Origin of the sequence: Stenotrophomonas maltophilia group sp. Smal13 (genome assembly GCF_030236855.1) — a bacterium.
Classification (GTDB): domain Bacteria; phylum Pseudomonadota; class Gammaproteobacteria; order Xanthomonadales; family Xanthomonadaceae; genus Stenotrophomonas; species Stenotrophomonas maltophilia_A.
Genome location: NZ_JASJSQ010000019.1, coordinates 59013 through 70324, shown reverse-complemented (window position 1 = coordinate 70324; position 11312 = coordinate 59013). Strand labels below are relative to the sequence as shown.

Below are 11312 nucleotides of genomic sequence, written 5' to 3'. Positions count from 1 at the left end.
GGGTACCCGGGTTGGGATGGGTCGAGGAGAATTCCGGCGGCGCCTGGCCACCGCTGGCCTGGCCCATGCGCTGCCACAGCGGCACCGCCTCGCGTGGATCGAAGCACGCCGCTGCGGCCAGCATCAGCCCCACTTCATCGGCCTGCGTCTCGTGGCTGCGCGCATACGGCAGCAGATACCCATAACCCATCGCCGACATCATCATCTGTTGCTGCTGCGCATCCATGCCGCTGGCGGCGCCGGCCACCTGCCCGATCTGGGTCAGCTTCTGCTGGGCCATCCGCTGTGCACCGTGGCGCAGCAGCGCATGGGCAATCTCATGGCCCATCACCACCGCCATCGCATCGCGGGTGCGCGCCACCGGCACCAGCCCGGTGTAGACCGCCATCTTGCCGCCCGGGAGGCAGAACGCATTGGCCTGCTCGGACGGGATCACATTCACTTCCCACTGGAAATCCCGCGCGAAATGCGCCGGCTGCACGCCGTGCTCCTGGGCCAGCGCGGTCTCCACCACATCGACCTTGGCAATCAGCCGCTGGGCGATGTCACGCACATCGCGCGCGATCGGCGCATTGGGATCCATCGGCCGTTCCTGCGACAGGATCTGCTGGTAGGCCTGCAGCCCCAAAGCGGTCTCCTGCCGCGCATCCAGGCTGCTGTCGATCATCACCTTCTCGCCGGTATACGGATCCACCGTGCGGTTGGAAAACCAGTAGAAGACCGCATAGCCGGCGGCCAGCAACAGCACCCACCAGCGGATGTTGCCGAACAGGCCGCGCCGTTGCGGGCCTTGCGGCGAGCGGGAGAAGGGATCATTGCGCATCGGGTCGGCTTCCAGCAGGCCCCGCCGGCCGGCGGGCACGGCGCAATCTTAGTGCGCCGATGCCAGCAACGGGTGAAGCCGGCCGCCGATCAGATGCCGCGTACCAGGCGGAAGCCGATGCGCGCGTTGGTGGTATCCGAGTCCTGGGATTGCCGCCAGGCGGCACGGGTCTGCTCCGGCGCATTGGCCCAGTTGCCGCCCCGGATCACCCGTGCGCGGCAGCCCGGGTTGAACCAGGCGGCGCCATCGGAGGGCGCGCGCCGGTAGCTGGCATGCCAGCAATCGGCCACCCATTCGCTGAGATTGCCGCCCATGTCGTGCAGGCCGAAGGCATTGGCCTGGAAACTCCCTACCGGTGCCGGCCCCCACCAGCCATCGCCATAGCCGATGAAGGCGTTGTGCCAATGCCGCCCGGACGGCGACACGTCCTTGCTGCCGGTGAAATTGCCGCTGCCCGGCGGCGGCGTGCCGGCATCCCCCCAGGGGTAGCGACCACTGCTGCCACCGCGCAGCGCGTACTCGAACTCTGCTTCACTGGGCAACCGGTAGCTGCGCCCGGTCTGCTCGGACAACCACGCCGCATAGTTTTCGGCATCGCGGATGCTGACGTGCATCACCGGCGAATTGGCCATCGCGCGGCCACCGTCGTAATCCGAGCGCCAGTCCACGCCGCTGCGGCGGATGAAGTTGCCGCTGCGTTCGTCATAGACCACCGAATGGCCGCGCCGCGTCGCCCGTGGGCGCGCATTGGTCGCCTTCACGTAGCGCTGGAAATCGCTGACCGTGACCTCGGTGATCGCCATCGCAAAGCCTCGATCAAAGCGCACATAGTGCGATGGTCGCTCGGCATCGCTCGAGCCCGGCTCGGCATCGCCGGCGCCCATCTGGAAACCGCCATGCGGCACCACCACCATCTGCGGCCCGCGTCCGCCATCGCGCATGGCGTCGCTGAACACCTGTCCAGGGCGGAAGCTGCCGTAGTGGGTGGCCAGGTCGATACGCTCACGCAGCTGGGCCACCACCGCGTCTCCCGGCAGGGCGATGCGCAGGGCCTCGGCCAGTTTCTCACGCGCCGGCTTCAGGCCCTGCGGCGTGGACAGGTCGCGCAGGCCGTCATCGCGCAGCTGCAGCAATGCCGCCGCACGGATCTGCTCGATGCGCTCGAACGCGTCGGCGATGGTGGGCGACGAGTCGCGCACCTTGCTCGCTTCGGCCAGCCAGGTGCCGGCGCTGGCGAAATCACGCGTGCGTGCCGCGTCTTCGGCGCGGCGGATCAGTCCACTTTCGGCCGCGGCCAGTCCCTGCCGTGCGCGGCTGTTGTCCTCATCCAGTGCCAGTGCCTCACGGAAGTTGCCGATGGCCCCATCCCCGTCTTCACCGATCCGGTCCGAGCGCAGGTCCTCTTCGCCTGCGCGGTTATAGGCCACGACCCGCTGGGCAAGCTCCACCCGTCCCTGCAGCGCACGCACCTTCTCGTCCTTCGGCGCCAGCGTCAGCAGCACCAGCGCCTGGCGGCTGGCCTCGGCCAGCGCCTCGCGCTGCTTCAGCGGCCGCACCAGCAACGCATCCGCCTGCTGCTGCAGGCGCTGGCGGGCGCGCTGCAGGCCTTGGCGGGCCTGGCGGTCATCCGGATCCTCTTCCTGTACCGCCAGCCACAGCGGGATGGCGGCATCGGCATCCTCATAGAGCCGTCCTTCGGCGAACGCCTGCTCAGCGGCGCGGCGCAACTGGGCCAGGCTGCGGCCCTGGCGGTCCACCCGCGGCGGCGTCCACTGCTGTACATCCTCGGCGGCATCCTCACCGGCGATGGTCACGCTGCCCTGCCCGGCCTGCGGGCGCTCGTCGCTGTCTGCGTCCGCGGACGGGCGCGCCTGTTCCCCGGCACTCCGGTCCGTTGCCGTGGGGGGCGACGGCGTGCAGCCGGCCAGGGCCAAGGCCAGGGCGGTGCACAGCACGGGTGACAACGAAAAACGCAAGCAGAGCCTCCTTCGGCACGGACGCGCACCGACGTTAGGCTATTCTCCCCTGCCTGAGCAAACCCGAGTAGTAGGCCCTGACCCGTGGCAACCTGGATCACCACCCCCGCCGAGCTGGATGCGTACTTCCAGCAGCGCCCGACCCGCATCGGCCTGGATACCGAATTCATCCGTGAGCGCACCTTCTGGCCGCAGCTGGCCCTGGTGCAGATGGCGGTCGGGCAGGACATCCTGCTGATCGACCCGCTGATTCCCGGCATGACCGAGGCGCTGGCGCCGTGGCTGGCCGATGAATCCATCACCAAGGTGATGCACAGCGCCAGCGAAGACCTGGTCGCCTTCAAGTGGGCGTGCGGCGTGCTGCCACGGCCGCTGTTCGACACCCAGATCGGTGCTGCGCTGGCCGGCATCGGCGGCGGCATGGGCTACCAGAAGCTGGTGGCGGAAATCACCGGCGTCGCCCTGGCCAAGGGCGAAACCCGTTCGGACTGGATGCGCCGCCCGCTTTCGGAGTCGCAGCTGCAGTATGCCGCCGACGACGTCGAGCACCTGTTCGCGCTGCATGACGCCATTGATGCCAAGCTGCAGGCACTCGGCCGCCAGCAGTGGCTGCATGACGATGGCGAGCGCCTGCTGGCCAGCGTCGCCAATGACGAAGACCGCTGGCCGCATCTGGCGATGCGCTCGGCGCAGTTCCTCGACGCGGCCGCACAGCACCGCCTGCTGCGCCTGCTGCGCTGGCGTGATGTGCAGGCACGCAACAGCGACCGCCCGCGAAGCTGGATCCTGGACAACGAACTGGCCGCCACCCTGGCGCGCACGCCACCGGCCGACGAGGCTGCGCTGGGCAAGCTGTTCGAGCAGTTCCCGAAGGCACCGCGCAAGCTGGCCGGCGCGGTCTGGCAGGCGCTGTCCACACCGCTGGCCGATGAGGCCGGGGCACCGCTGGCGCTACCCGCCAACGACAGCAACAAGCAGGCGGTGAAGAAGCTTCAAGACGCGGTGGCCGAGCGCAGCCGCGAGCTGGGCCTGCCGGATGGCGTGCTGGCCTCCCGCAAGCATCTGGAAAGCTATCTGGAACGCCGCCAATGGCCGGCAGCACTGGCCGGCTGGCGCCAGCAGGAACTGGAATCGCGGTTGCAGGCGCTGCTGCCGGCACGTTGATGGCACAAGGCGCCGGACCACGCAGGCGCCGTGCACCTCAGGCCTGCTGGGGCCGTGCTAGGGTTTGCCGGTACTGACAAGGAGACGTCGATGCAGACCCTCAAGATCGCGACCGCCTGCGCACTGCTGCTAACCCCGTTGGTCCTGGCATGCGCTGGGCAGGCCGCACCGCTTTCCTATGCACAGGAAAAGGAGAACACAGCCAAGCTGGTGGACATCATTGACGGTGCCACCCGCGATGGTCTGGTTGCCGTGCTGGTGCCGGCCCCGTATGTCGTGCACAACGGCGGGCCAGGCGTCGGCTCTCCGGTCCCCGGCTTTCATCTGGGCAACCGCTCGACCGACCTGCCCGGGTTCTCGACGCGGGTGTCCTTCCAGCACAAGGACATTCCCTCCCAGGGCTATGTGCAGCTGTTCAACACCAACGAACTGGAAACCGGCCCGCAGCGGACGGTGTTGATGGACGTGTTCGAGGTGCATCTGATTCCGCCGGGCACCTATCTGCTGAACGGTGCGGAGAACTACCGCCTGAACACCCGCGTGGCCAAGCTGAAGCCGCTGGGGACCATGGACGAAGTATCGAAGGACATCGGCGCCACCCGCCTTGCCGACGTCGACTACCGTTTCTATTCCTGGAAGAAGGTCTGGGTACCACCGGGCGTCCTGACCGATCAGCACTCCCAGCAGGTCTGCATCTCGGTGCACGTGGCTTCCGGCAACTGCGTGGCATGGGGCACCCAGAACTATGAAACCTCGCGCCCGACCGAAGGCTACTGGGATGACAGGATCGTCCCTGAAGACATCCCTGCCGTACGCATCCAGGCGGTCATCGCCAAGGCCCACGCGCCACTGGCCTTCACTGCCCACGAAGGGCAGATCCTGCTCAGCCCCTTCATTGTTGCCGCCGACGGCGATATCGATTTCAACGCGAACGACTGCGCACCGGTCGACAAGCTGACGGGCTGCGCCCTGCGCCGCTTCAGGGTGCACTACCAACCCGCGCCGTTGGACGCTGCACGCAAGCACATCGCAATCACCTCGCGCGGCCTCAACGGCAAGCAGCGCAAGGTGCTGGAGCGGATGGAGGCGATGCAGCTGCAGGTGCTGGGCCCCAGTGCGCCGTCCGATGCAGCGCTGGGCAAGGGCGTCAGCGCCACGCCTTGAGCACGGATGATGCCTGGCCAGCAACGAAAAACGGCGCTCGATGAGCGCCGTTTCCGTTACACGACGGGGTGGGCTTACCAGTTCATGTTCAGCGAGACACCGACGGTACGCGGCTCGTTGTAGACCGCGGCCATGTAGTTCTCGATCACACCCTTGAGGTTCTTCTCGTTGGTGATGTTGCGCGCGAACAGCGCCACTTCGTAGGCACCGTAGTTGCCCGAGTAGCCGATCTTCAGGCCACCCTCGAAGTCACCCTTGGAGTTGAACTCCTTGCTGTCGTACAGCACGAAGCTGGTGTAACCCTGCTTGTTCCAGTCGGTGGAGACGAACATGGTGCCGGCGTCGCTCACCGGGAAGTCGTAGCGGGCCGCCAGGTTGACGTTGTACTTCGGCGCGTTCGGCAGCGGGTTGCCGTCGATCTGCGCGAAGGTGTTGGCACCGACCTTGATGGTCGGGTCGCCTACGGTGCAGACCACCTGGCCATTGAGGCCGCAGACCTGCGCGTACACGCGCTTGTCCTTGATCTCGCTGTGCAGCAGGCTCAGGCCGGCGCTCAGGGTCAGGTTCGGGATCGGACGCAGCTCCATGTCCGCTTCGAAACCGTAGGCCTTGGCCTTGTCGGCGTTGAACAGCACGCCGTTGCCGTCCGAATCGTTGCCGTTGAGCTGGATGTCGTTGACGGTGTAGGTGAACGCGGTGGCGTTCAGGCGCAGGCGGTTGTCCCACAGGCTGCTCTTCACGCCCGCTTCCCAGGACAGGATGGTCTCGGAATCGGCGGTGGTGAAGTCGGCATTGAACACCGCCGAACGGCCCTGGATGGTCGGGCCGCGGAAGCCGCGTGCGACCTTGGCGTAGACGCTCACGTCCGGCGTGATCTGATACATCGCGCTCAGATCCCAGCTCGGGGTGGTGTCGGACATCTTGACGTCGGTGCGGCCCTTGTAGGTGACCACGCCAGCGGCAGTGTCAGCCGTCTTCAGCAGGCGGGTGTGCTTCTCGTCCTTGGTCTGGCGCAGGCCGGCAGTGACGGTGAACTTGTCGGTGAAGGCGTAGCTGATCTGGCCGAAACCGGCCCACGAGGTGTTCTTGTTGCGCAGGCGCACCCAGTTGTTCGGGTTGCGTGCCGCGCCCTGCAGGAACCACGCGCGCTGGTAGAAGTCGGTGGTGTCGCTGCCGTTGAAGTAGAACGCACCGGCCTGCCACTGCAGCGCGCTGTCGTCATGGCTGGCCAGGCGGAATTCCTGGGTCCACTGGTCCAGGTCACGGATGCGGCCCATCGACTGGCCGTAGCCGTTCGGCATGCCGTTGACCGGGAAGTTCACCGCGGCACCGCCGTCGGTGTCGCCACGGCTGTAACCGGAGGTGGTTTCGTAGGCGGTGATCGAAGTGAAGTCGATCGCGCCGAAGTCATAACGCGCCTTCACCGAACCGCCATAGGTCTTGTACGCCTGCGGGTTGTTGCCGGCTTCGTCGTAGGCGACCTTGTCGCGCGGCACGTCGGTCTTGTTCGAGCCCTTGGTCAGCGCACCGCGCAGGAACAGGGTTGAGGTGCCTTCGTAATCACGGGCGTGGGCCGAGGCCAGGATCGAGAACTGGTCGCTCGGGGTCAGCAGCAGCTGGGCGCGCACGTTGCGGTCATCGAAGCCGCCCATGGCGTTCTTCTTCGGGCTGACCGTGCCGTCGGCGCTCGGGCCCTTGTAGGTGTTGTCGACGTAATCGTCGCGGTGCTGGTACAGGGCCGACACACGGAACGAGGCGATGTCGTTGATCGGGCCACCGAAGCCGCCGTCGATCGACACGCTGTTGTAGGACGCGTAGCTGGCGCTGACGCGGCCGGTGTAGTCCTGGGTCGGCTTCAGCGTGTCGAACTTGATGATGCCGGCGGTGGTGTTGCGGCCGAACAGCGAGCCCTGCGGGCCGCGCAGCACTTCCACCTGGTCCACGTCATAGACCGGGTTGGACTTCAGCACCACGTGTTCCAGCACTACGTCGTCCTGGATGATCGACACCGGCTGCGAGGCACCGAGGTAGAAGTCGATGTTGCCCAGGCCACGGATGTAGAAGCGCGGGAAGATGCGGCCAGTGGTGGTTTCCGCATACAGGCTCGGCACGCGGCCGGACAGCGCCAGCAGGGTGTCGTCGCCGCCGGCGGTGAAGTCGCGCATGCGCTCGCCCTGCACCACGCCCACCGAGACCGGCACTTCCTGCAGGTTCTGCTCACGGTGTTCGGCGGTCACGGTGATCGTGTCCAGGCCGGTCGGGGTCGGCGCGCTGTCCTGTGCGGCGGCGCCGAAGCTGCCGACCAGGGCCAGGCCGGCACAGGCCAGGGCCAGCGGATGGCGGCGGAAGGAAACGAAGGAAGACGACATACCCGACAGGCGGCGGGAATCGGAATGGGAGGGCATGAAATGCTCTGAGGAGGCGTCCGTGCGGCCTGCGCGAGCCGGGCGGCAAAAAGGAGGATAACTGCGCAAGCCGCCATTATCCCCCAAATTGTTACGATTTCGTTGCGCAGCGCCCAAACCCGGAGAAACAAGCGGTTTCGGCACAGTCACCGGGCATTCCGCACGCCCTGAAGGCTTGACTCAGGGCAGCGGGGTCAACGCCACATCGACCATCGCCAGCAGCCGCTCGCGGCTGATGCCGTCACGGGCCTGCACCGAAATGCCGTGCAGCACCGTGGCGAAGTGATCGCCCAGTGCCTGCACCGCCACATCGCCGGCCAGCTGCCCTTCGGCCTGCGCCTGCTGCAGCCGCGCAATGATCGCCGCCGTACGCTGGCGACGATGGCTGGCCAGCCAGTCCCGTACGCCCTCGCCATCGGGCGACACGCTGCTGGCCGAGGACACCACCAGGCAACCGTGTGGCCGCCCGCGCCGGGTGTAGGTCAACACGGCGTCACGCAGCATGGACCCGATCGCCTCGCGCAGCGTGGCCTGCTCCAGCGCGCGCGGCGCGAAGCCGCCCTCGCCTTCCTCATACAGCGCAACGGCTTCGCGGAACAACTGCTCCTTGCTGCCGAACGCGGCATAGATGCGTGCAGAGGCGATGCCCAGTGCTTCCACCAGTGCCGACATCGACGTGCCTTCATAGCCGTGCTGCCAGAACAGCAGCATCGCCTTGCGCAACGCCTGGTCCCTGTCGAATTCGCGCGGTCGCCCTGCCATCTGCCTGCCTGCTCCAGTGAGGCGCGCAGTGTAACGCGGGTGTTGACCACCGCGAGGGTCGCGCCTATTCTTTGTTGATCAACAAACAATTGGAGCAACACATGCAGACCATCAAGGGCCCCAGCCTGCACCTGGCGCAGTTCGCCGGCGACCAGGCCCCGTTCAACAGCCTCGCCAGCATTGCCGCGTGGGCCGCCGGCCACGGCTTCAAGGCCCTGCAGATTCCCGCGTGGGATGCACGCCTGTTCGACCTGGCCACGGCTGCCGACAGCCAGGACTACTGCGACGACCTCCGCGGCACCCTGGCCGAGCACGGCCTGCAGGTCAGCGAACTGACCACCCACATCCTCGGCCAGCTGGTGGCCGTGCATCCGGCCTACGACGAGCTCTGCGATGGCTTCGCCCCGGAAGCACTGCGCGGCAACCCGAAGGCCCGCAGCGAATGGGCGCAGCAGCAGCTGCACCTGGCCGCCCGTGCCTCGCGACGGCTGGGCCTGCAGGACATGGGCACCTTCTCCGGCTCGTTCGCCTGGCCGTATCTGTTCCCGTTCCCGCAGCGCCCGCCGGGCCTGATCGACGCGGCGTTCGACGAACTGGCACGACGCTGGCGGCCGATCCTCGATGCCTGCGAGGACAACGGCGTCAACCTCTGCTACGAGATCCATCCCAGCGAAGACCTGCATGACGGCACCAGCTTCGAGCGCTTCTTCGAACGCGTCGACCAGCACCCGCGCTGCCGCATCCTGTTCGATCCCAGCCACTTCGTGCTGCAGCAGCTGGACTACCTGGAGTACCTGGACATCTACCACCCGCTGATCCGCATGTTCCACGTCAAGGATGCGGAGTTCCGCCCGAGCGGCCGCCAGGGCATCTATGGCGGGTATGCCGACTGGACCGAGCGTGCCGGCCGCTTCCGCTCGCTGGGCGACGGCCAGGTCGACTTCAAGTCGATCTTCTCCAAGCTGGCCCAGTACGACTACCAGGGCTGGGCAACGCTGGAATGGGAGTGCTGCCTGAAGGACCAGGAAGCCGGCGCGCGCGAAGGTGCCGCGTTCATCCGCGACCACATCATTCCGGTCACCGACAAGATCTTCGACGACTTCGCCGGTGCACCGATCAGCACCACACAGATGCAGCACATGCTCGGCATCGCCTGAGCCCCAACGGAGCACTCCCTCATGACCACTTCCCTTTCCGCTGGCGCTGCCGGCGACGACGCCCTGCGCCACCACTACCTGCGCATCGATGGCCAGCGCGTGCATTGCGTTTCCGCCGGCCATGGCGAGCCGGTGCTGCTGATTCCCGGTTGGCCGCAGACCTGGTATGCCTGGCGCCACGTGCTGCATGCGCTGGCCGAAGCCGGTTTCGAAGCGATTGCCGTGGATCCGCCGGGCATCGGCGAATCCGACCGCCCCGCCCACGGCTACGACACCGGCAGTGCCGCCGCCGTCCTGCACCAGACGATGCGGGCGCTGGGCCACGACCGTTACCAGGTGGTCGGGCATGACATCGGCATGTGGATCGCCTATGCGCTGGCCAGCGATCAGCCGCAGGCCGTGCGCCAGCTGGCGGTCACCGAAGCGGTGATTCCCGGCCTGGCGCCGGAACCGGGCATCTTCGCCGCACCGGCTGACAACATCTTCCTTTGGCACTTCATGTTCAACCAGGTGGCCGACCTGCCGGAAGCACTGATTACGGGGCGCGAGCGCGCCTACCTGGAATTCATGTTCGACCGCTGGTCGTACCGCCGTGATGCCGTCGCCGCCGATACCTACATTGCCGCCTACAGCCGTCCGGGCGCATTGCGCGCGGGTTTCGCCTGGTATCGCGCGATTCCGGAGACGATCCGCCAGAACAAGCAGCGCGCGCAGCGCCGTTTGCCGATGCCGGTACTGGCCATCGGCGCCGAGCACGCCACCGGCGATGCGCCGATGCTGACCCTGCAGCCACATGCCGACGATGTCCGCGGCAGCATCGTTCCGGGCTGCGGCCACTTCATCATGGAAGAAGCACCGCAAGCGTTCCTTGCACAGCTGCTGCCGTTCCTGCTGGAGGTTCGCCATGCTGCTTGAGCCGGCGCTGCAGCAGTTCGTCGACGCCGTCGCCGTCCATCCGCTGCCGGAGGACCTGCGCGAACTGCGGGCGATCAGCGAGAGCGCGTTGCCACAGTTGCAGGGAGCACCACAGCCGGTTGCGCATGTGATCGAACACACGGTAATCGCGCGCGACGGGCATGCGCTGGAGCTGCGTTTCTACACGCCGGAAGGGCTTCCCGATGGACCGGTACCGGCTCTGCTGTTCGCCCACGGCGGCGGTTGGTTCCAGTGTTCGCTGGCGGTCTATGACGGCCCCTGCCGTGCGCTGGCCAATGCCAGTGGCTGCGTGATCGCCGCAGTGGGCTACCGGCTGGCGCCGGAGCACCCGTTCCCGGTTCCACTGCATGACGTCGCCGACGCCTGGCGGTGGTTGCAGGACAACGCCGAGCGCCTCGGCCTGGACCCACGGCGGCTGGCGATCGGTGGCGACAGCGCCGGCGGCAACCTCGCCGCCGCCTGCTGCCTGCTGCTGCGCGAACGGGGCCTGCCGCAACCGTGCCACCAACTGCTGCTGTACCCGGCGCTGGATGCCGGCATGGGCGGCGGTTCCTACCGCGACTACGCCACGGGCTATTACCTCAGCGCCGAACTGATGCAGCGCTGCTGGCAGGCCTATCTGAGTGGGATGGATCTGGATCCACCGCCGGCACTGGCCTCGCCCGCCCACGCAACCGACCTGCAGGGGCTGGCGCCTGCCTCCGTACTCAGCTGCGAGCACGATCCGCTGCGCGACGAGGCCGAGCAGTACGCGCACCGCCTGCAGGCTGCGGGTGTCGACTGCATGCTGGAGCGGCTGCCGGGGATGATCCATGCCTGCATCCACCTGCAGGGCGTGGCCGCTTCCACCGGCATGGCGATACAGCGCGCGGGCGATCTGCTGCGCCAGGCGCTGGCCTGAACCGGCTGGGGACGGCGGCAGATC

General features: G+C 67.2%; 9 protein-coding genes. 5 read left to right on the top strand and 4 right to left on the bottom strand.

All coding sequences use genetic code 11. From position 1 onward, the window contains the following. Both QRO95_RS09170 and QRO95_RS09165 read right to left on the bottom strand, forming a co-directional pair. The coding region (locus QRO95_RS09170; protein WP_285302364.1) for a M48 family metallopeptidase at positions 1-823 on the bottom strand (823 nt) is incomplete at its 3' end. Positions 824-912: 89 nt separating this feature from the next. Further along, entirely contained in the window at positions 913-2799 is a 1887-nt protein-coding gene (locus tag QRO95_RS09165) for a formylglycine-generating enzyme family protein (RefSeq protein WP_049423890.1), read from the bottom strand. An 84-nt stretch (positions 2800-2883) separates the two neighbouring features. Between QRO95_RS09165 and rnd the strand changes: the two genes are divergently transcribed. Together rnd and QRO95_RS09155 are read left to right on the top strand one after the other, a co-directional pair. Then, positions 2884-3963 (top strand): ribonuclease D, encoded by a 1080-nt coding sequence (rnd, locus tag QRO95_RS09160; protein WP_032130292.1) that lies wholly within the window; start codon positions 2884-2886, stop codon positions 3961-3963. Positions 3964-4053: 90 nt separating this feature from the next. After that, positions 4054-5127, top strand: coding sequence for a hypothetical protein (locus tag QRO95_RS09155; protein WP_032130293.1), 1074 nt, complete (start codon positions 4054-4056; stop codon positions 5125-5127). A 74-nt stretch (positions 5128-5201) separates the two neighbouring features. Here QRO95_RS09155 and QRO95_RS09150 read toward each other — a convergent pair whose 3' ends face one another. Together QRO95_RS09150 and QRO95_RS09145 are read right to left on the bottom strand one after the other, a co-directional pair. Then, entirely contained in the window at positions 5202-7532 is a 2331-nt protein-coding gene (locus tag QRO95_RS09150) for a TonB-dependent receptor (RefSeq protein ID WP_285302363.1), read from the bottom strand. Between the two features lie 180 nt (positions 7533-7712). Beyond that, entirely contained in the window at positions 7713-8294 is a 582-nt protein-coding gene (locus QRO95_RS09145) for a TetR/AcrR family transcriptional regulator (RefSeq protein ID WP_049461862.1), read from the bottom strand. A gap of 101 nt (positions 8295-8395) precedes the next feature. Here QRO95_RS09145 and QRO95_RS09140 point away from each other — a divergent pair, with 101 nt between their 5' ends. From QRO95_RS09140 to QRO95_RS09130, 3 genes are read left to right on the top strand one after another with little or no spacing between them, the layout of a single operon-like run. Then, a complete protein-coding gene (locus QRO95_RS09140) occupies positions 8396-9451 on the top strand; it encodes a sugar phosphate isomerase/epimerase (RefSeq protein WP_285302362.1) in 1056 nt (351 codons plus the stop codon). 21 nt (positions 9452-9472) lie between these two features. Continuing rightward, positions 9473-10366: an alpha/beta fold hydrolase gene (locus QRO95_RS09135; RefSeq protein WP_285302361.1), complete on the top strand. Its 894-nt coding sequence runs from the start codon at positions 9473-9475 to the stop codon at positions 10364-10366. Then, positions 10356-11288, top strand: coding sequence for an alpha/beta hydrolase (locus tag QRO95_RS09130; protein WP_285302359.1), 933 nt, complete (start codon positions 10356-10358; stop codon positions 11286-11288). The genes QRO95_RS09135 and QRO95_RS09130 overlap by 11 nt, the downstream gene beginning before the upstream one ends. The last annotated feature ends 24 nt before the right edge of the window (positions 11289-11312 follow it).

Bases quoted from the DNA above. Each gene is read 5' to 3' on its own strand.
- QRO95_RS09155 (WP_032130293.1), top strand. From the start codon at position 4,054: ATGCAGACCCTCAAGATCGCGACCGCCTGCGCACTGCTGCTAACCCCG.
- QRO95_RS09150 (WP_285302363.1), bottom strand. From the start codon at position 7,532: ATGCCCTCCCATTCCGATTCCCGCCGCCTGTCGGGTATGTCGTCTTCC.
- QRO95_RS09145 (WP_049461862.1), bottom strand. From the start codon at position 8,294: ATGGCAGGGCGACCGCGCGAATTCGACAGGGACCAGGCGTTGCGCAAG.
- QRO95_RS09140 (WP_285302362.1), top strand. From the start codon at position 8,396: ATGCAGACCATCAAGGGCCCCAGCCTGCACCTGGCGCAGTTCGCCGGC.
- QRO95_RS09135 (WP_285302361.1), top strand. From the start codon at position 9,473: ATGACCACTTCCCTTTCCGCTGGCGCTGCCGGCGACGACGCCCTGCGC.
- QRO95_RS09130 (WP_285302359.1), top strand. From the start codon at position 10,356: ATGCTGCTTGAGCCGGCGCTGCAGCAGTTCGTCGACGCCGTCGCCGTC.